This window comes from Alkaliphilus flagellatus (genome assembly GCF_018919215.1).
Lineage (GTDB): Bacteria > Bacillota > Clostridia > Peptostreptococcales > Natronincolaceae > Alkaliphilus_B > Alkaliphilus_B flagellatus.
In genome coordinates, this window is record NZ_JAHLQK010000001.1 from 449,330 (window position 1) to 471,288 (window position 21,959).

A 21,959-nucleotide genomic window follows, 5' to 3' on the forward strand; every position below is an offset into this window, starting at 1 on the left:
GATAAAAACTTTAATTAACATACATATGAAGGGAGATTATGTTATGGCAGATAAAAGGAAAGATTTTGTAACAATGGGAGGAAATCCTGTTACAATTATAGGAAAAGAAGTAAAAGTAGGAGATAAGGCACCGGATTTTACAGTACTTACAAATGATTTGAAACCATTTTCTCTAAAAGATGCAGGAGATAACATAAAGATTATTAGTGTTGTTCCTTCTTTAGATACAGGTGTATGTGAATTTCAAACTACACACTTTAATCAAGAAGCATCAGAACTAGGAGATGTTCGTATACTTACTATCAGTGTAGATCTACCATTTGCACAGAAAAGATTTTGTGGAGCTAAGGGGATAGATAAAGTAATTACTTTATCTGACCACAAAGACCTATCTTTTGGAATGAATTATGGATTTGTTATAGAAGAATTGAGATTACTTAGCAGAGGAATTGTAATTCTAGATAAAAACAATGTTGTTAAGTATGTAGAGTATGTAAAAGAAGTAGGAGAGCATCCAGATTACGATAAAGCGATAGAAGAAGCTAAAAAATTAATATAATGTAGAAGATTATATATAATGCAGAATATTTTACAGGATATATGAAGGCGAAAAAATAATATAGGCAACTTTTTTGATTTACTACAATCTTAGAATCAAGTGTTTTATATATAATTACTATTGACTAGTACCTAAGATGTTAGATTAGTAAGTAAGTATTAATAATATATATAATAAAAAGTGAAAATGGGTACAGGAAATATTTAAGTAATGATATAGATTTAAAATAACTGATTAAGAAGCTATAAGAAGAATTATTCTTATAGCTTTTTTCGTTAAATAAAATAAATTATGTTAACAGTATAATTATAATAAGAAATTAATCTCCATTAAAAATGTTGACGAGGAAACAAAGAAATGATATTATTGTTTCAGTGGAAACAATAAGGAGGTATTATGAAGTGGATAATATTAATATTATCATGAGGAGTTTTAAAGAAATATATGAAAAGGAAGAAACTTTAGGAAAGCTAGCATTTAAGGGTGAATATGAAAAGTATGGAGTTTCAGAAATACATTGTTTAGATTTCATAGGAAGAGTAAAGGATGCTAACGTTACTAAAATATCTCAAAGTATGAATATGACGAGAGGTGCTATAAGTAAGATTAGCAAAAAACTTTTGAATAGTAATCTTATTGATAAGTATAAGAAGCCTGATAATGATAAGGAAAAATATTTTAAGTTAACAAAATTAGGTGAAATGTTATATAAACATCATCAAATAAAACATAAGCAATGGGAAGAAAGAAATAATAGGTTTTTTAAAAATATAGACAAAAAAGATCAAGAAGTTGTAGCTAATTTCTTGAAAAAATTTAATAACTATTTGGATGAAATGATAAAATCACAAGGAGAGATATAGTATGAATTTGCATTTAAAGGAATTTAGCATTCCACAGGAAATATTAAAATGGGGAGATTCACAACCAGCACATCAAAGACAACATATAGGGACTCATATAGATTGTTACAATCTATCAAATATAGAGTTGCCATCAGAAATAAATGTTAAAGTAATAGATGTCAGAAAATTAGATATTATAGATGTTACTATATTAGAAAATATTAAAATAGAAGAAAACTCATTTGTAATATTTAGAACAGGATATTTAGAACAATATGGATATGGAAGCGAAGAATATTTTAACTCTAAAACAAGTCCTTATTTAACAAATGAAATTATAGATAAATTACTAGATTTAAATACGAAACTAATAGGAATAGATTTAAGTGGAATACAGCATGGTAAAAATCATGTAGCAATAGATAAGTATGTTGAGAATAGAAAATGTTATGTTGTAGAAAATATATGTAACTTAGATAAAGTTCCTTCTGATTTTAAAGTAAATCTAAAATGGTTGCAATTAAAAGATGCTACAGCAATAAAGGTTGAGATTGAAACTATATAGAAATAGTAAATTTTATTGGATTATAATAAGATTCATTCAAAATATTTAATTCCAACAGCAGTAATGTTAATAGCAAAAAAAATTTTATTGGAATTTCAGTATTATTTTGGTTATAGATATAAAATTATAGTTCTTTATTACTTAATATTATATTAGGTTACAAATCTTTTTTTCTATAATAAAACATAAATACAGATACAAGTTTACAATGTAAATTAGGGCCTACTTTGATATAATAATTTATTTTTTTCAAAATTATAGTATAATAAAGAAGTGTGCACTAATTTACATACTAAAATATTTAATATAGGGGGTATTTTGTGAACATTTTATTAATTTCAGGAATAATTTTACTAACCTGTGCCATTTCAAGTAAAGTACTATATAGATATGGCATACCCACTCTTGCTATGTTTCTTGCAATGGGAATGATTATGGGGTCAGAAGGTATAGGTGGTGTTTATTTTGACAACGCCCAGCTAGCTACAAGTATAAGTAACTTAGGACTAGTATTTATTATGTTTTCAGGAGGATTTGGTACTAACTGGAAAACGGCGAAGCCAGTAGCTTTTTCATCAGCCGTACTTGCTACTTTTGGTGTTGCATTAACAGCACTTCTAATAGGTATATTTAGCTATTTTGTACTTGGATTAACTTTTCTCGAAGGAATGCTATTAGGTTCCATCATATCATCTACAGATGCTGCATCTGTTTTCTCAATTTTAAGATCAAAGAAATTAGATTTAAAGAATGGACTTGCTCCAATGCTCGAAATGGAAAGTGGATCTAATGATCCAATGGCCTATATGTTAACTACTATATTTTTAGGATTAATTTTAGGTAAAGGTGAAAATGTATTTTTGCTTTTAGCTACACAAATAGCCCTAGGATTAATAGTTGGTGCTATTGTAGGTAAACTCGCAGTGTGGCTTATTAACAATATAAAGCTAGATATAGATGGGCTGTATTCTATTATTGTTATAGGTGTTGCGCTTTTATCCTTTGCTTTAGCAGAGCTATTTGCTGGGAATGGATTTTTAGCTGTTTATATTACGGGAATTATTATGGGTAACAGCAGGTTAGTGCATAAGGTTAGTTTAGTTAGATACTTTGATGGACTATCTTGGCTTATGCAAATACTACTCTTTTTTACCCTTGGGTTATTAGTTTTCCCATCGAGATTACTTAATGTAATTTTACCTGGTATTGCAACGGCTGTATTTATTATATTTGTTGCACGACCTATCGCAGTTTTTCTTATACTAAGTCTTTTTAAAAGACCTATTAAGGATCAATTACTTGTATCTTGGGTAGGCTTCCGTGGAGCGGCAGCTATTGTATTTGCCACATACCCTTTAACTGCTGGCTTAGCTGTTGCTGATTATATATTTAATATTGTATTTTTTGTTGCAGTAGTATCGGTTTTAGTGCAGGGGACGCTTTTTATTCCTATAGCTAAAAAACTAAATTTAATTGGATCAGAGGAAACTGTATTAAAAACATTTACTGACTATTCTGGAGAAATACATGCCGAACTATTAGAGGTTAAAATTCCTGAAGATAGTAAAATTGCAAACAAAACCATAATGGATCTAGATATTCCTATGGATATTTTAATAGTAATGGTCAGACGTAATGGAAAAATAATTACTCCTAGAGGTGCAACCGAAATTAAAGCTGGAGACATTATGATGTTAGCTGGCGGTAATAAAGAGCAGCTTATGTCTATGGATGAAAAGATAAAGGGGTCTTTTAGTTTTTAAAATTAATTTTAAAATTTTCTGACTTTATAGTTGATTATAGAGTAAACTTAATGATATAATTTACTTGTTTGAGCAAGTTTTGCAATAATTATTGAGTATAGTCCTTGATTTGTTAATTAGTGATTTATGCTATGCAAAATTTGACCTTATAAATATAAATGGGGGAACAGGGATGGAAGGAATAAAGGAAATACTAAGAGAGAAACAACGTTTAGTAGATGAAATTAAGGATTTAAGCTCTAATTGTGATGACTATAATAAGGAAAAATTAATAAAAGGTAGCAAAGACCTAGATAAGGTAATAGATAAACTTACTAGCATTAAGATGGAATAGTGTTTGTTTAATGGATCGCATAATATATTATTAGAGTATAATTATTAATTTATATATATAATTTGATTTTTTAAGAAACCAGTTTAAATTATAGGGTATTCACTAATGAGTGGATGCCTTTTTTTATGTAAAATATAATCTGTTACAAAAAATTAAAAATATAGGTGGTGCAAATCGAAAAAGTAATGTAAAATATCTTTATAAGGAAAATTCTAAAATAAGAATATTATATAATGAAAAAAATCTATTTTTAGAATTTTTCGAACAAGCCAGCAATGCAATGGCTTATAGAATAAAATGTGGGAGGGATCAGTAATGTTAAAAAAGGTATCATCGATCTTATTAGTATCAGCTTTAGTTATGTCTTTAATAGCAGGATGTAGTCCGAAACAATCAACAGGTGGATCGGAATCAGGTGGGAAGAAGACTTATATTTCTATAGCTACTGGTGGACCAGCGGGTACTTATTACCCTTTAGGTGGTGCTATGGCTAAAATTTTTAACGAGAATGTAGATGGGGTTACTGCTAATGCCCAATCAACAGGAGCTTCTATTGAAAATATAGGACTAGTATCAAAGGGAGAAACTGAGATAGCTTTTGTGCAAAATGATATAACATATTATGCATTTTCAGGAACAGAAAGTTTTGAAGGTAAGGAAAAAATGGAAAATATTAGAGGTATGGCAATGCTTTATCCTGAATTAGTTCAAATTGTAGCTACAAGTAGCTCTGGAATTAAATCTGTAGAAGATTTAAAGGGTAAAAAAGTTGCTATTGGTGCTCCAGGATCTGGTGTAGAGGCTAACGTAAGACAGGTTCTAGCCGCTCATGGGATGACATATGATGACTTAGGAAAAGCTGACTTCCTATCTTTTAACGAGGCGGCAGATCAGCTAAAAAATAAGCAAATTGATGCAGCTTTTCTTACCGCTGGTGTTCCTACTTCAGCAGTTACTGAAGTAGCTCAAACTTCGGATATCGTTGTTGTACCTATAGCTTCAGAAAAAATTGCGCAATTGGCGAAAGATTATCCATTCTATACAGAAGTTGTAATTCCAAAAGGAACTTATAAAGGACAAGAAGCTGATATAACTACTGCAGCTGTTATGGCAATGCTTGTTGTACCGGAAGATTTAGATGAGGATTTAGCTTACAATCTTACAAAATCTTTATTTGAGAAAAGACAAGTAATTATTGATACCCATACAAGGGGAAATGATATTCAATTAGACACAGCTTTAAAAGGAATGCCGATCGAAGTTCATCCGGGATCACAAAGATACTATGATGAAAAAGGTGTTAAGTAGTAGAAAACCTAGGGGGATGGGTATTGGAGATGTCTCCAATACCTTAATCTATTATAAAATACCACTAGTTATTATATTACTATTTATATTATTAGGGATATTTTTAATACCATTTAGGGTTTTGTTAGCATCTGACTATAGGACTGGAGAATATTTAATGAGTTGGCCTATAAAAAAGGGAGCAGAGTTTTATATAGAATACACCCATTCCGTTCAATTAACTCCTGTTATAGAGGTATATTTTATCGATGAAAGCTATAATATTATTTTAAAAGAGTCTTATTTTTATTCTTACGGAGCAGGTCTTCCATCAACTACGCCTTATAAGTTTGAAATTACAACAAGGGGCTTCAGAATATATGATATTAATCAGCTTATGCAGGATCTCGTATATAGAACAGGTGCAGAAAGAGCTAACCATAAGATTAATATAGGAAATAAAGCCTACCCATTTTTAAATTTTTCAGCACCAAGGGAAGGTGTAAAATTTACAGTCGAAAAATTTTCATTATTATCATATCTTGCGAAGGAGGTAAAACAATGAGTGATAAACACTTAATTACAGAAAGTGATGTGGCTATGGATGTCGATAAGTTATTAGAAGAATACGACGTGGATGCAAGTAAGTCTAGAAAGCTTACAGGCTTACTTGGGAAAATAACTACTTATATAGCTATTGCCATGTCTGTATTCCAACTATATACAGCAGGATTTGGAACCTTGCTTTCCGTAAAGCAAAGGGCACTTCATATTATCTTTGCTTTTACTTTGGGATTTTTATTATTTCCAGCTACTAAAAAAGGAAATAAAACAAAGGCTTCAATACTTGATTATGTATTTATTATTTTGAACGTAATTATTTTTGGTTATTTGTTTATATTTGTAAAGGAAATAGCTCTAAAAGGTGTAAACATGAGTAGTGTTGATATTTTGTTTGGAGGATTAGCTATCCTATTAACCTTAGAAATCACCAGAAGGGCTGTAGGGCCAGAATTGCCGATTGTAGCTATTCTTTTTATTCTATATGCACGATTTGGACCATATTTACCTGGTGTTTTAGGTCATAGAGGTTTTTCCTGGGAAAGAATTATAAGCCATATGTATTTAACTTTGGAAGGTATATTAGGTATACCAATTGGGGTATCAGCCACATTTGTATTTATGTTTATTTTATTTGGTGCTTTTCTAGATAAAACAGGAGTAGGTAAGTTTTTTATTGATTTAGCCTATTCACTAACTGGACATTTAAAAAGTGGTCCTGCCATGACGGCGGTTGTTGCCAGTGGATTTATGGGATCTATATCAGGTAGTTCTGTTGCAAATACAGTAACTACAGGTGCTTTTACTATACCTTTAATGAAAAAAACTGGGTATAAGGCTTACTTTGCTGGTGCTGTAGAGGCGGCAGCATCGACAGGGGGACAAATAATGCCTCCGGTAATGGGAGCTGCTGCTTTTATTATGGCAGAGTTTACAGGTATACCATACATTAAAATTGTTGTCGCGGCAGCTATACCTGCAATGTTGTACTACTTTGCTGTTGGTACTATGGTTCATTTAGAAGCTTCTAAATTAGGATTAAAAGGTCTTCCAAAAGATAAATTGCCTAAGATATCCAAACTAATGTTATCCCAAGGATATTTGTTAATTCCACTATTTATTATCGTAGCTTTCCTAGTAATGGGATACACACCTTTATTATCTGCTTTTTATGCAATAGGTATTAGTATTATTATAGCTATTGCAGCAACTCTTATTAAAGGTGATAAATCTTTTGGAGTTAATGAATTTTTAGGAGCTCTTGAGCAAGGGGCAAAGGGATCTGTAGGAGTAGCATGTGCATGTGCATGTGCAGGTATAATTGTTGGTATAGTAACGTTAACTGGTCTTGGATTAAGAATAGCGGAACTTATTGTTACTTTAGCTCAAGGAAAACTATTATTAACATTATTCTTCACAATGATAGCATCTATAATACTTGGAATGGGACTGCCAACAACAGCTAAGTATATTGTGCTTGCAACAATGGCTGTACCAGCATTAATAAAACTAGATGTTAACTTAATGTCTGCCCATTTATTTATTCTATACTTTGGAGTGGTCGCAGATATTACCCCACCAGTTGCTCTTGCATCATATGCTGGCGCTGGTATAGCAGGGGCCAATGCTATGAAAACAGGGTTTCAGGCCGTTAAAATAGCACTGGCCGCCTTTATAGTACCATATATATTTGCCTATGATTCTTCGTTAATTCTTGTAAAAGAGGTAGTTGATGGAACTGTAACATTTATGCCATTTATTAGTGCAATACCAGTGATATTGTCAGCTATTATTGGTATAGTATGCTTAGCTAGTGCGGTTGAGGGATATTTAACAGATACATGTAAAGTATATGAAAGGGTATTATTATTTGCAGCTGCCCTTTCACTATTAAAGCCAGGGCTACTAAGTGATGCCTTTGGTATAGTTGTATTAGCTTTTATATATTTTATGCAAAAATCTAGGCTTAAAATTAACAAATCCGACACATCTAGTATTAATTATTAGAATAAAAATATAGAAAGCATCTACCTGTAGTAGGTGCTTTTTATATATTTAAAATAGAAAACATAAGGGCACTTGTGCCAAAAGGAAACAGTGCAATACACGCTCAGGCAAGCTAAAATTTAAACTAACCTGAGTTTTTGCTTGTAGCTATATAAAAATATGGGTAGTAGCCATTAAAAATACGCATAACTAAGCTATTGAAAACTTTGTTAAATAGTATACAATGTTAATGTGAATTAGAAAATATGTGAAATTCAAAAAAATAGTGAATAATATGTTAAAATCAATAATTCGTAAGGAAGAGGATAAATATGGATTTTAACCAACTAAGATTTATAGTTGAAATTGTAGAAACTGGAAGTATATCAAAAGCTGCTAATAATTTATTTGTTTCTCAACCGAACTTAAGTAGTCAGATTGCAAACTTAGAGAAAGAAATAGGAAAAACCATATTTAATAGAACTAATAGAGGTGTAACCTTAACTTCCTATGGTGTCGAGGTGTATCACTATGCAAAGGCAATGGTTGAACAATATAAAATTGTTGAAAAAAAACTATTAACAAATTCAAATGAAAATAAAATTAAGATTGCATCCTTTGGCTCTGAAATTATAAATTCTCAATTCTTTGAAGTTTGTAGAAGATATAACAAAAATAATTATGAATTTGAGATATATGAATGTGGTGTTGAAAAGGCTATAGAGAAAGTAAATTATCGAGATTGTGATATAGCCATAATTATATATAGTGATTTTCAACTTAAGAAGTTAACTCAATTTTTAGCAGCTGAAGGTTTAGAATTGAAGAATCTTTTTACAGGACAAATGAAAGTTCATATTAGTAAAAATTCTCCTTTAAGTAGAAGAAAAACCTTGAGTAAAGAAAATTTAAAAGGGCTCTTTCATGTAAAAAAGTCTTACTTATTTGAAGGTATGTTTGGATTTGATTATGAACTAGAATATTTGGATATTCCAAATAATAAAAAAACCATATTAGCTAATGGAAATAAAACTTATAACGATGCATTACACAAATTACCTTCTTTTGCTATGGAAGTTGATTGGAAATGTAATAAAGAATTACCTAGCGATTTGGCAAGAATACCTTATTGTGATAAAAAACTAACAATAACTTGTGCAATGGTTAAAAGAAAGAATGAAATTTTAAAAGAAGAATTGACTTTTTTTATTAACAAATTAATAGAAGCATATAGGTAGTAGGTTTTAATTTAAATAAAATATATTTCTGTTATTAATAGGTAGTCAATTTCAAAATCTTATTTCTAGCATATAAATATATACTTTTGAAACTGGTTTACCATTGATATAAATTACATTAATAGGAGGAACACAAATGAAAAGAAAACTATTAGCTATGGTTATGATAGCAACTATAGTTCCAGGGTTGGTTGCTTGCTCTAAAGTAGATGCTGCTAAAGATACTGCTAAAAAACCAGGAGCAACACAAATAAATCAAACATCTGAAAATACAGATGGCAAAACAGCAGCTTCTGTAGATGGTAAAACATCGGCTTCTGTAGTTCCAGATGAATTGGTTGAGAGCTATAAACCTAAGGGATTTATTGAAGGAGATAAAAAGAAAGCGCTTTTTGTTGTTGCCGATCCAAGAAAATATAGTGTGAATTATGATTTAGCAAATACAGCTATGAAGTATTTTGAAGATAATGGGGTAGAAGTAGAACTAAGAGACTTATATGATATGAAATTTAACCCAGTAGTATCACCAGAAGAATTTTATTATGCTAAGGATGGAACTGGTGAGGCATCAGCTGAAATTAAAAAGGAACAAGAATTTGTAAGTAAATCGGACTATATTATATTCGTTTATCCAAACTGGCATGATACTCCAACTGCAATAGTTAAAGGTTATATGGAGAGAGTATTTGCTAAGCAATTTGCCTACAGAGATACAGATGCTGGTTTAGAAGGTTTATTAAAGAATAAATCTATTTATACAATTATGAATGCCGGATTCTTAGGTGGAGGAAGAGGATACATTGGAGACGGTGTAGGAATCGACGATAAAGCGTGGGATGAATATATGAATGCATTTAAAGTATTAGATGATGATACAGCAGGATTCTGGGGACTTGAAAATAAAGGAAGATTTGTAAATGATAGAACTCCAAAGAATAATTCTGAAAACTATAAAGATGAATTAACAAAATTAAGACAAGATTTAATAAATGAATTAAATAGAGTATATTTTAAATAAATTGTTATGCTGCGTAGAAAATACGCAGCATTTTTAAATTTACTCTTATTATAGACACATACTAATAAAAGTTGACTATACAAAGGCAAGTGTACTAAATCTTTAACAAAAGTAAACATTTACAGTAGGATGAATTTCCAGAGTTAATCTATTGCACGGAAAATAATTGTAGATGTTCTTTATTAAATTTAAAATAATTGTAAAGAAAAGTTAGGATATATGTAGAATTATAATTAGAATATATATATAATTATTATTAATATTAAAAGGTTATTAATTCAAAAGAGTACAATAGTTTATATAAATACATAATATAAACCTTTGCATATCACACAACATTAAAGAGGTGCTATATGACTATAAACAAAGAAATGCTTATTGAAGACGTAAAAAAAATACCTGGTTTGCTTTTAGGTTTTTTAATTTGTGCCTATGGAATAGCTCAAATTAAAGTATTAAATTTTGGAATGGCTCCATGGGATACACTTGTTTTGGGTATTGTTAGTAAAACAGGTTTAGAGTTTGGAAAAGTCACTCAGATTATGGGATTTATTATTATTCTTTTTTCTATAACTATTAAAATTTATCCTGGAATTGGAACTATACTTAATATGACATTTGTTGGATTTTTTGTAGATTTAATTTCTAAGTTTAATATTGTGCTATCGCCAGAAAACTATTTTTTAAAGATATTAGTACTATTTTATGCACTTATCGTATTAAACTATGGACTGTATCGCTACTTAAGATTTGGATTAGGTGCAGGCCCTAGGGATGGACTTATGGTTGGACTCGTACAAATAACAGGTCTAAGTGTTAAATATGTGAGAACTGGTCTAGAATCAGTTGTGCTATTAGTTGGATTTTTACTTGGAGGGACAGTTGGATTAGGAACTGTTATAGCCACATTAAGTGGAGGATATGTACTAGATAAGATTTTTAGTTGGAAAAATTTTGATCCCAAAACAACATGCCAGAGGAAACTTTCGGATTATGTGATAATAAATAAAAGCAAGATTCAGGTTAAAAGTTAATTTATCCCAAATTCGTCAATATAATATTGTTTTTTTATTGTCTAAGAAAGTATATTCTCTTAATGATTAAGAGATCTTTAAATAAGTAGAAGGTTGAAAATATTTTAAACACTTGAAATTTAAAAGCATAAGCTTTTAAATTGAGTGCGCCATGAGTCGGTGCGATAGCATCAGATGAATTTTTTTACAGTTATAATACATATAGTAAATATATAGTTATATCAGATATAACTAATATTTACTTACATATTTTGAGTGAGGTGAGTGAATGAATCATTATAAGTGTACTGTATGTGGATATACCTACAAGCCTGAAAGAGGAGATTGGACCCATGATATAAAGGCTAATACAAAATTTGAGGACTTACCTGAGGCTTGGAAATGTCCTACATGTAATCAGCCTAAAATGGCTTTTAAAGAAGTGAAATAGATTTAGTAAAATAATTATAGGGCGTATGTAATATTGATTATAGGTATTTTGATTTTTACACCATTAGGACTAAATATAATAATTTTGTATTTGTTAAGAAAATATTACATTTTTCTATCTTTTCACTTATTCTTCGACAAACATGGTATAATTTTATTAGTTATTAGATGGACTATGTCTATTAAACTACTAAAGAATAAATGATAAGAGGTAGATACTATGGAGAGAAGTAAGAGAAGAAGAAAAAAGAGTAAAAGACCATTTTTAACTATTATAATGTTATTATTCATAATTTTATCTGCTACTTTTTTAGTTAAGGGTAGACTACCTTTCTTTTTTGATAAGGTAGTTGCTGGAGGTATAGCAGAAGAAGATAACGGTGTTATCAATGATAATATCCCTGATGATAAAGATAATGAAATTTCGGATATAGATAATAATGAAGAAAAAGGTTCTACAGAGAACCCTAAGAATGAGAATATAAATAAGAATCCACAAGGCGGAAAAGATGGTGGAGATGTGATTAAGAGTAATGAGAAACAACTTATTGAGAATGTTGATGATATTCTAATTGTAATAAATAAGAAAAGATACTTAGATTCAGATTACAAGCCTAATGATTTGGTAGTACCAAATGTAAAGTTTTCATTTGATGGAGAGCATGAAAAAAAATATATGAGACAGGAAGCGGCTAGTGCCTTAGAAGAACTTTTTAATCAAGCAAAGGAAGAAGGTATATACTTATATGCAGTTTCTGGGTATAGATCCTATAGTACCCAAGAACGTCTTTTTAAAAATAGAGCTAACAGAGTTGGAGAAGAAGAGGCTAATAAGTTAAGTGCTAGACCTGGTGAAAGTGAACATCAAACAGGCCTTGCCATGGATATAACTAGTCAAAGTGCCAAGTTTGACTTAATAGAGGAATTTGGAGATACAGAAGAAGGTAAATGGTTAAAGGATAATGCACATAAGTTTGGATTTATAATAAGATACTTAAAGGAAAAAACTGATATTACAGGATATAGCTACGAGCCTTGGCATATAAGATATGTAGGGAAAGATGTGGCAAAAAAAATATATAATGAAGGAATTACATTAGAAGAATATTTTGGATTTGAATAGAATAAAAAAGATATTTAGTAGATAGGCTTAAAGTCATAATTAATATTTTAAAATATTAATTATGGCTTTTTATCTTATGAAGGTTTTTAAAGAAATACAAAGTATAGTAATATTTATGATAGATTTTATTTGAATGAAAAACTTTATCTTTTATATAGTTGAGTTATGTCATATAATAATGATAATCAGTATTATTTATATATAGATATATAGAATAGGGGTAAGGAAATGGAACAAAACAAAAATATAAATGAAGTATATTTTAATATAATGGAAAATAGATTTTTAACTAGAACCATAACGAAGCCCACATTTATTGAGTATAAAGTAAATGATTATTTAGGTAGTGGTATGCTAAACAGGGTTATATTAAATAAAGGATTAGAATTTTGTTTATGTAAAAACCATACTTTTAGTAGAGAACTTTTAAATTCAGAATTAGACGAAAAACGATTTATAGAAATTAATTATTGTATAGATGGAGAAGCAACTATAGGACTAGGAATTGAAAAAGACTGGATTAATCTAAAAAAAGGGGATTTGATGTTTTATAGAAATCATAATTTACCACAAGCTGAATGCTTTAATATGGAATTGGATAACTACTCTGGGATTGTAATAGGGCTAGATGGTGATGAGCTTAAAAAATTTTTCTTTCCAGAATGTGAAGAAGATATGTTAAAAGAGTGGGATAAGTCTATAGAATCTATATTTAAGGGAAATACTTACTTTAAAGTAAAAGCTCCTCCTAGTATAGAGTGGGATATGAAAGATTTACTTAAGTATAACTATAACTTTAAAGATGTTACAAGTTTACTTTTGTGCCAAGGTAAACTTATGGAAATTATATCTAAGAGTGTAAGCTATGGAATTAGTAAAAGAAAAGAGATAAACTTAACACAATCAGACAAAGAATATATATATAAAGCTAAAGATATATTAATTAAAAATATAGAGTATCCGCCTAGTATAGAAGAACTATCAGAAATGTGTAATACAAATTCGTATAAATTAAAGAAGGGATTTAAAGAGTTGTTTAACAACACTCCCTATGGTTATTTAAGAGAAGTTAGGATGTATAAAGGAAAGTATTTAATTGAAAATACAGATAAAAATATATCAGAAATTGCAAGTTATGTAGGATATACTAATCCTAGTAAATTTTCAGAAGCCTTTAAGCTTAAGTTTAATATAACTCCTAGTGAATGCAGAAAAGTTAATAAGAATATTTAAAGTCATAAGTAATAGCAAATATTATTTATGATTTTTTTCTTTTGAGAGTATAAATAATACTCGATGGAGTTGATAATTATTCTCATTATATGTAAAATTTACATACAGTTAAGCTTAATTCAGGTAAAGTTTTTAAAAAACTGAGTTTTAGTTGAACTTATCCAGAAGCTATACAATTAATACTCTCTACTTATAAAAGTAAGAGTATTGGAAGGGTAAGCTACAAGATAAAAAATGAGGAGGAATTAATTTGAGCGAAGCTATGACAAATCAAAAAGAAAGGCAAAAACAATTTATTTTATCTAATAATATGTGGAAGGTTATGTTTGAACTATCGTGGCCAGCGGTTATTGCTATGGTTTTATATGGTTTAAATTCTGTAATTGATGCTATATTTGTTGGTAGATTTATAGGGGAAACTGCTCTAGCAGGGGTTTCGATAGCCTATCCTCTTTCGCAAATCAGTGTAGGTTTAGGCTCTTTAATTGGAGTTGGAGCTGGTTCCGCATTAAGTATTGCCTTAGGTAGTAAAGATAAAAGAACACAAGAGCGTCTACTTGGTAATGTTAACTATCTGTCTCTCATTACAACTGTTTTTTATATAGTATTAGGGTTAATCTTTTCAACTCAATTAGTAAAAGTTATGGGTGGAGAAGGAGAAGCTTTAGCTTTAGGAGATAGTTATTTTAGAATTACAATTTTAGGTTCTTTTTTCTGGATATATGGATTAGCTGGAAATATGATTGTACGAGCTGAAGGAAAAATGAAGTCAGCAGCAATAATGATGGGAATAGGCTTAGTTGTTAATATTATTGCTAACTATATTTTTATTGTAGCATTCGACTTAGGCGTAGAAGGAGCTGCATGGGGTACAAATATTGGGATGTTTGTTTATACCCTTATTGGTTGGATTTACTTTGGAAAAGGATATGCTTCATTTAAATCAAAAGTTTTTTCGTTTTATCGAGATAAAGATATTATAAAATCTATTATAAACTTAGGCATGTCTTCTTTCATTATGAGTTTTATGAACTTGGTGCAAGCAGTTGTTGTTTTTAATGCACTGTCTAAATATGGTACAGTAGCAGATGTAGCATTTTATGGTTCAGTATATCGTGTATTTACATTCTTACTTACACCAATTTTTGGATTAATGCGTGCATTACAACCAGTAGCAGGTATTAATTATGGTGCAAAACAATATGAACGTGTTATTAGTTCCTTTAAAATATTTATAGTTACCTCTACTGTATTGACATTACCTTTTTGGATTGTTTCTATGATGTCTCCTAATTTTATTTTAGGATTAATATTACCAAATCAAACATTTGTAGGAACCCAGTTAACATATTTCCGAATTTATATGGCTATATTACCATTATTATCAACAACTTTTATGGCAATGACATTTTTCCCTGCTATAGATAAAGGTAGACCAGCAGCTGTAATCGGAATTGTGAGACAGTTAATTTTCTATATACCAGTAATGCTAATTTTACCTAAAATGATTGGGGTTTCTGGTGTTTATTATGGAACATTTGCAATCGATTCAGTTATTGTGTTGTGTACTATTATTATGATAAAAAAAGAATTTAATATATTAAGATCAAAGGATGCCTATACACACTTTCAAATATAGAAAAAATAAAAATATCTTGTATTTTAAAGAGAATCTCTAAAAAATGCAGGATATTTTTCATATGTACATGAAAAAAGGAACTGGCTTTCTAAATCATTCTCAGATAACCCCTTCCTTTTAAGAGTAAAAATAATACTCCTTGGAGTTGATAATCATTTTCAATAAATATAAGATTAGCTATAGAAAGGAGTTAACAATATGAAGAAACAGTCAAATTTAAACTATTTACTATATTTAGCTGGAGGTGAAAAGAAGAAATTATTTTTAGCAGTTATTCTAAGTGTAATAAGCTCCATATTAGCTTTTGCACCTTTTCTCATTATTTATAAAATGATAATGATCTTATTTGAAGGTAATGTAGTTTATAAAGATATTTTTAATTTAGCAGTATTAGCAGCGGTTATTATCATAGTAAGGATAATATTCTTTATAGCATCAGGTGCATTTTCTCATGTGGCAGCTTTTAATATTTTATATAATATAAGAATGAAAATAATAAAGCACATGGGTAATTTAAATCTAGGTTTTTTTACAAATAAAACTTCAGGTGAGCTAAAAAAAGTTATAAATGAAGATATAGAAAAGATGGAAAATTTCTTAGCTCATCATATACCAGATATATCTGCAGCAGTGGTTGCACCCTTTATTATGTTTATATATCTTTTATATTTAAATTATAAAATGGCATTAGTTCTACTAATCCCAGTAGTTATAGGTGGAGTGATTCAAAGTATAATGTTTAAAAACTTTGAAAAGAGAATGGAACATTATTTTACTTTACTTGAAAACATGAACTCAACCATAGTTCAGTTTATCCAAGGGATATCTATAATGAAAGCATTTAATGTATCATCTTTATCTTTTGAAAAGTATAGAAAATCTATAGAAGAATATGCGGATTATTGGAAAAAGATAACTGAAACAAATTCACAATCCCATTCAATCTTTTTAGCCATTATGGATTCAGGATTATTATTTACAATACCTCTAGGTGGATATTTCTATATTAATGGTGGTATAGGCTTAGGAACGTATCTCTTATTTATAATTATAAGCATGGGATTTTTAAATTCATTTAAAGCATTACTAGAGCTAGGCTCAAATTTTTCTATGATATTTGAAGGTGTAAATAGAATTAAAAATATTTTAGATATGCCTAAACAAGAGTCAGGTAAATACTCACTATCTAAAAGTGGGAGTTATGACATAGAGATAAAAAATGTTTCATTTAAATATGAAGATAAAAATGTATTAAATAATGTAAACACTAGTCTTGAAAAGGGTACTATAAATGCATTTGTAGGTGCATCAGGAGCAGGAAAAACTACATTGGCTCAACTTATAGGAAGATTTTGGGATGTAAATGAGGGAGAAATATTAATAAATAATAAAAACATAAAAGACATATCTATGGAAAACTTAATGGATTCTGTAGCCTTCGTATTCCAAGATATATTTATGTTAAATGATACTATATATGAAAATATTAGAATGGGAAATGAAAATGTAGATTATGAAGAAGTAACGGAAGCAGCTAAAAAGGCTCAAATACATGATTTTATAATGACTTTACCCAATGGATATGAAACTAGAATGGGTGAAAGTGGTATAAAACTTAGTGGTGGAGAAAAACAAAGGATATCTATAGCCAGAGCCATACTAAAGGACGCACCTATTATACTTTTAGACGAAGCTACAGCATCTCTTGATGCAGACAATGAAATAGAAATACAAAAATCTCTTCAAAAGTTGACAGAAGGAAAAACCGTAATAGTTATAGCACATAAACTAAATACAATAGTAAATTCGGATCAGATAATAGTTCTTAATGATGGACAAATTGAGGAAATAGGAAATCATGAGAAGCTACTTAAAAACAAAAAGCGTTACTTTAATATGTATAAAGAACAGGAACAGGCTAAAGGTTGGGTTGTTTAATGTTATAAAATAAAAGGGTAGAATACTCTACCCTTTATTGTTAACTTTAATATCTGTATAAAATTCCAAGCTACATACATAGCTAATATATGTATGAAAAATTTGTTTAAAATGGTGCGAATTCTTGATCGTTCCACCAAACTTCCTTATATAGATTATATTGCTTAGTAAATTGATCTAAATGGACCTTTTCCCACCCAATTAGAAGATCATAGAGTTTTTTTGCTTCTTCAAAACTACTATTTTTCTTAGCATCTTCATAAAAATCGATAGATGCCTTTTCCATTTGTATTCCTATACCAAAAACCGATATAGCAAGGCTTGTATATTTTTTATCTACCTTTTTCCAGTCAAATATATTAGGAGATGGTGGATCAACTAGGAAAGAAAGTTTAAAATCATCTTCGCTACTGTTTTTAATTTTATCGAAGAGTTGTCTTAAATAATCTGCATGCTTTAGTTCTTCATTAGCTAATTCTATAAAAGCCTCCTTACTTTCATCTGTACCTGCTTGTTGTGCTGCCATGTTATAAAATTCATAGCCTTCAATCTCATTTAAAATAGCTTGTTTAATAATATTTAACTCATCCTTATGCATAAAATATCATTCCTTCCTATAGATTAGTTTGATTTGATACTAAATTTACAATGAATTATACCCAGTTTTAGCTAGAAAACCCAAAACATTTATATTTCTTAAAATTTATTAGAAAATATTATAGAAATATGTCTGAAATTACTGATATAATAAGAACTATAGTTTTAAATTTCCTAATTAATGTACAAAAATTTTACTTATTTAGTGTTTCTAAGAAGGGGGAGGCAATTTGACGGTAAATAAAAATGTTTTAGGTAGAGTATGTGTTATAGGTATTGTTACTACACTTCTTTTACAAAATCATTATTCCGATTACAGTTTATTAAAAAATAAACCTATGGAGGTTCAGGCAGCATCTAATGTTTTAAATATTAATAAAGATAGGCATAATGTTAATGCTGGAAATGAGAGTATATTCAATACAATTTCATCTACAGAAGATGAAAAACAGATAGAAACTAATGGTAAGGTAGAAATTACAAACCAAGAGTTTAGATCTACTTGGATATCTACGGTATATAATTTGGACTGGCCATCAAAAAAAGGGTTATCTATTGAAGATCAAAAACAAGAATTTGTATCATTATTAGATGGATTACAAAAAGCAGGTTTAAACTCTGTAATAGTACAGATAAAGCCTAGTGCCGACAGTTTTTATCCTTCTACATACGGACCTTGGTCTGAGTATTTAACAGGGATTCAAGGACAGGATCCAGGCTATAATCCACTAGCTTTTATGATAGAAGAAACTCATAAACGAAACATGGAATTTCATGCTTGGTTTAACCCTTATCGTGTTAGTGTAAAAGGAGATATAGAAGCTCTTACTGAGGATCATCCGGCAAGAAGAAATCCGAACTGGGTAGTATCCTATGGAGGAAAATTATATTATAACCCTGGAATTCCAGAGGTTAGACAGTTTGTAATAGATAGCATATTAGAGGTTGTAAAAAACTATAACATAGATGGTGTTCATTTAGATGATTATTTTTATCCATATCCAGAAAAAGGGATAGATTTTCCAGATGATGATCTATATAAAACCTACAAAAGATTAGCTAATGAGACAAAGGAAGAGTGGAGAAGGAATAATATTAATGACTTTATAAAAAATCTATATCAATCTATTAAAAATGAAAAGGCAGATGTAGTATTTGGAGTAAGTCCCTTTGGTATATGGCGTAATAAAGCTAATGATCCTAAAGGCTCAGATACTAGAGGAGGAGTTACAAGCTATGATAGTTTATATGCCGATACTAAATATTGGGTAGAAAATGAATGGCTAGATTATATTGCTCCTCAAATATATTGGCATTTTGGTTACGACAGGGCTGAATATGGAAACCTAGTTAATTGGTGGGCAGATTTAGTTAAGGATAAAAAAACCCATCTATATATTGGTCATGCGGCTTATAAGGTGGAGGAAGGAGATACACCTTGGGGAAATCCTTTAGAAATTTCAAACCAAATAGAATATAACAGAGGAATTCCACAGGTTAAAGGTAGTATATTCTTTAGAGCAAAATCTATTCTTAATAATCCTTTAGGTCTTATGGATAAGTTTCAAAATGAAATATATAAAGAAAAAGTAAAAACTCCCAATATACAATAAATTTTTAAAATGAATAAATAGTTAATGACGAACAAAGGCTTAGTTAATTAAGACCTTTTGTTCGTTTTTTTATGTAAATGGAACATTTTTAAAAAAACTACGTCAAAATATGTACATAGACTTAAATTGAGGAGGAAATGTAGAGTGAAAAAGAGATTAATAGTTTTAGGAGTGCTGGTTTTAGTATTGGTGGCAGCTATAGGGTGTACATCTAATACATCTAATGATGGAGGAGAAAAAGAAGTTAATGTTTCTGTGAGTGAGATTGCTGAAAAAATTCAAAGTGATGTGGAATGGCCTTCTCTGATAGATTTGGATGAACAAGGACTAAAGGATTTTTATGGTATTGATGCTAGTGACTTGGAAGAATATGATGTTAAAATACCTATGATGATTGTTAAGTCCAATGAAATTGCTGTGATAAAGGTTAAGGATGCTGAAAAAGTTGAAGAAGTTAAGGAAAACATAGAGAAAAGAGCAGAAAGTATAAAAGAGACTTTTGAAACCTATTTACCAGATCAATATGAAAATGCTAAAAATTATTTACTTAGAGTAGAAGGGAAATATATTATATTTGCCGTACATGAAGATATTACTAAAGTAGAAGAAGTATCCAATAACTTTTTTAAATAAATATTTTTAGTAAACACTTAATGATTAGTTTAGAACTTGTAACAAATAAAAAATTATAGGATTATTAAAAAAGCAGCTATGCTGCTTTTTTAATAATGAATGTAAAATCTAGAATCAAAAAGGATTGATAAACATGGTGTTCAGTAGTATATTTTTTTTATTTTATTTTCTACCAATTACACTTTTAATTTATTATATAGTACCTAGAAAATTTAAGAATACTGTGTTATTTATTGCTAGCCTTATTTTTTATGGTTGGGGAGAACCAATTTATATTACAATTATGATCTTCTCTACTATTGTAGATTATAGCCATGGTATTCTCATTGAGAAATATAGATACAATAGACAAAGAGCAAAACTTATATTATTATCGTCTATAGTTATTAATTTAGGTCTATTGTGTTTCTTTAAATATACAGACTTCTTTATTCAAAATATTAATATGCTATTAAATACTAATTTTTCTTATCTAGGATTACCTTTGCCAATAGGCATTTCATTTTATACTTTTCAAACTATGTCCTATACAATAGATATATATTTAGACAAGTCACCAGTTCAAAAAAATATTATATCCTTTGGAACCTATGTGGCATTGTTTCCTCAGCTAATAGCAGGACCAATTGTTCAATATAATACAATTGCTCATCAGTTGAATAATAGAAAGGAAAATATTTCACAATTTAGTCAAGGCATAGAGAGATTTGCTGTTGGTCTAGGTAAAAAGGTGCTCTTAGCCAATAATATTGGAATGCTGTGGGATGAGATTCAGAGATTGTCAACTAGTGATATGACAGTGTTTACCGCCTGGTTAGGAATTATTGCCTTTAGCTTCCAAATCTATTTTGATTTTAGTGGTTACTCAGATATGGCAATAGGGCTTGGTAAGATATTTGGCTTTGATTTTCTTGAAAATTTTAACTATCCATATATTTCCCAAAGTATAACAGAGTTTTGGAGGAGATGGCATATATCCTTAGGTTCGTGGTTTAGAGACTACGTATATATTCCACTAGGAGGTAATAGGGTAGGATTGTTAAAGCTTTTTAGAAATATTGCTATAGTCTGGTTTTTAACTGGATTTTGGCATGGAGCCAGCTGGAATTTTATACTATGGGGAATATATTTCGGTGTTATTTTAGTGCTTGAAAAAGGTTTTTTATTAAAGGCATTAAGTAAGGTTCATCCTATTATTAGACATATATATGCTTTATTCTTTATTTTAATTGGTTGGGTGCTTTTTAGTTTTGAAAATATATTTAGAGGATTAGAATATTTAAAAATTATGCTAGGTTTTGAAAGATTACCCCTTTACGATCAACGATTCCTATATTACTTTACAAGCTATGGCATAGTTTTAATCTTATTGATCCTTTGCTCTACGCCTATTTTAAAAATGGTTTTAGATTTATTAAAGAAAAAATCTGAAAGATTGGAAGGTGTCGTATTTCAGTTAAGTTTATTATTGATTATGATTTTTTCTATCGCCTATTTAGTTGATAGTACCTACAATCCTTTCCTGTATTTTAGATTTTAAAAAATTGAGAGGGAGGAATGTTAT

General features: G+C 29.6%; 20 protein-coding genes. 19 read left to right on the forward strand and 1 reads right to left on the reverse strand.

Features of this window, described 5'->3' with window-relative positions:
* The first annotated feature begins 43 nt into the window (after positions 1-43).
* The 16 genes from tpx (at position 44) to KQI88_RS02080 (ending at position 17,552) form a co-directional block, all read left to right on the forward strand.
* Positions 44-559, forward strand: coding sequence for a thiol peroxidase (tpx, locus tag KQI88_RS02005; protein ID WP_216414688.1), 516 nt, complete (start codon positions 44-46; stop codon positions 557-559).
* Between the two features lie 401 nt (positions 560-960).
* Entirely contained in the window at positions 961-1,422 is a 462-nt protein-coding gene (locus tag KQI88_RS02010) for a MarR family transcriptional regulator (RefSeq protein ID WP_330656012.1), read from the forward strand.
* A gap of 1 nt (position 1,423) precedes the next feature.
* The gene (locus tag KQI88_RS02015; protein ID WP_216414690.1) at positions 1,424-1,969 is read left to right on the forward strand and encodes a cyclase family protein; all 546 of its coding nucleotides are present in this window, start codon (positions 1,424-1,426) and stop codon (positions 1,967-1,969) included.
* Between the two features lie 320 nt (positions 1,970-2,289).
* Positions 2,290-3,732 carry a potassium/proton antiporter gene (locus tag KQI88_RS02020; RefSeq protein ID WP_216414691.1) on the forward strand — a complete coding sequence of 481 codons (1,443 nt, stop codon included), beginning with the start codon at positions 2,290-2,292 and terminating at the stop codon, positions 3,730-3,732.
* Between the two features lie 172 nt (positions 3,733-3,904).
* A complete protein-coding gene (locus KQI88_RS02025; RefSeq protein WP_216414692.1) occupies positions 3,905-4,066 on the forward strand; it encodes a hypothetical protein in 162 nt (53 codons plus the stop codon).
* A gap of 315 nt (positions 4,067-4,381) precedes the next feature.
* Positions 4,382-5,374: a TAXI family TRAP transporter solute-binding subunit gene (locus KQI88_RS02030; protein ID WP_216414693.1), complete on the forward strand. Its 993-nt coding sequence runs from the start codon at positions 4,382-4,384 to the stop codon at positions 5,372-5,374.
* A gap of 16 nt (positions 5,375-5,390) precedes the next feature.
* Positions 5,391-5,918, forward strand: a complete 528-nt coding sequence (locus KQI88_RS02035) for a DUF1850 domain-containing protein (protein ID WP_216414694.1) — start codon at positions 5,391-5,393, stop codon at positions 5,916-5,918.
* Positions 5,915-7,921 carry a TRAP transporter permease gene (locus tag KQI88_RS02040; RefSeq protein WP_216414695.1) on the forward strand — a complete coding sequence of 669 codons (2,007 nt, stop codon included), beginning with the start codon at positions 5,915-5,917 and terminating at the stop codon, positions 7,919-7,921. The genes KQI88_RS02035 and KQI88_RS02040 overlap by 4 nt, the downstream gene beginning before the upstream one ends.
* A 311-nt stretch (positions 7,922-8,232) precedes the next feature.
* Positions 8,233-9,138, forward strand: coding sequence for a LysR family transcriptional regulator (locus KQI88_RS02045; protein ID WP_216414696.1), 906 nt, complete (start codon positions 8,233-8,235; stop codon positions 9,136-9,138).
* A 136-nt stretch (positions 9,139-9,274) separates the two neighbouring features.
* Positions 9,275-10,156 (forward strand): NAD(P)H-dependent oxidoreductase, encoded by an 882-nt coding sequence (locus tag KQI88_RS02050; protein ID WP_216414697.1) that lies wholly within the window; start codon positions 9,275-9,277, stop codon positions 10,154-10,156.
* Between the two features lie 353 nt (positions 10,157-10,509).
* Positions 10,510-11,190, forward strand: a complete 681-nt coding sequence (locus KQI88_RS02055) for a YczE/YyaS/YitT family protein (protein WP_216414698.1) — start codon at positions 10,510-10,512, stop codon at positions 11,188-11,190.
* Between the two features lie 268 nt (positions 11,191-11,458).
* Positions 11,459-11,620, forward strand: coding sequence for a rubredoxin (locus KQI88_RS02060; RefSeq protein ID WP_212379767.1), 162 nt, complete (start codon positions 11,459-11,461; stop codon positions 11,618-11,620).
* Between the two features lie 219 nt (positions 11,621-11,839).
* Positions 11,840-12,742: a M15 family metallopeptidase gene (locus KQI88_RS02065; protein WP_216414699.1), complete on the forward strand. Its 903-nt coding sequence runs from the start codon at positions 11,840-11,842 to the stop codon at positions 12,740-12,742.
* A 228-nt stretch (positions 12,743-12,970) separates the two neighbouring features.
* Complete coding sequence (locus KQI88_RS02070) at positions 12,971-13,975, forward strand: helix-turn-helix domain-containing protein (protein WP_216414700.1); 1,005 nt, start codon at positions 12,971-12,973, stop codon at positions 13,973-13,975.
* Positions 13,976-14,225: 250 nt separating this feature from the next.
* On the forward strand, positions 14,226-15,614 hold the full coding sequence (locus KQI88_RS02075; protein ID WP_246579079.1) for an MATE family efflux transporter: 1,389 nt from the start codon (positions 14,226-14,228) through the stop codon (positions 15,612-15,614).
* A 198-nt stretch (positions 15,615-15,812) separates the two neighbouring features.
* Positions 15,813-17,552 (forward strand): ABC transporter ATP-binding protein, encoded by a 1,740-nt coding sequence (locus KQI88_RS02080; RefSeq protein ID WP_216414701.1) that lies wholly within the window; start codon positions 15,813-15,815, stop codon positions 17,550-17,552.
* Positions 17,553-17,658: 106 nt separating this feature from the next.
* Here KQI88_RS02080 and KQI88_RS02085 read toward each other — a convergent pair whose 3' ends face one another.
* Positions 17,659-18,150 (reverse strand): ferritin-like domain-containing protein, encoded by a 492-nt coding sequence (locus tag KQI88_RS02085; RefSeq protein WP_216414702.1) that lies wholly within the window; start codon positions 18,148-18,150, stop codon positions 17,659-17,661.
* A 229-nt stretch (positions 18,151-18,379) separates the two neighbouring features.
* On the opposite strand from KQI88_RS02085, the gene KQI88_RS02090 reads away from it, so the two are divergent.
* From KQI88_RS02090 to KQI88_RS02100, 3 genes are all read left to right on the forward strand, one after another.
* Positions 18,380-19,762 carry a glycoside hydrolase family 10 protein gene (locus KQI88_RS02090; protein WP_246579080.1) on the forward strand — a complete coding sequence of 461 codons (1,383 nt, stop codon included), beginning with the start codon at positions 18,380-18,382 and terminating at the stop codon, positions 19,760-19,762.
* 144 nt (positions 19,763-19,906) lie between these two features.
* Positions 19,907-20,395, forward strand: a complete 489-nt coding sequence (locus KQI88_RS02095; protein WP_216414703.1) for a DUF4358 domain-containing protein — start codon at positions 19,907-19,909, stop codon at positions 20,393-20,395.
* A 133-nt stretch (positions 20,396-20,528) separates the two neighbouring features.
* Complete coding sequence (locus KQI88_RS02100; protein WP_216414704.1) at positions 20,529-21,935, forward strand: MBOAT family O-acyltransferase; 1,407 nt, start codon at positions 20,529-20,531, stop codon at positions 21,933-21,935.
* Positions 21,936-21,959 lie beyond the last annotated feature (24 nt).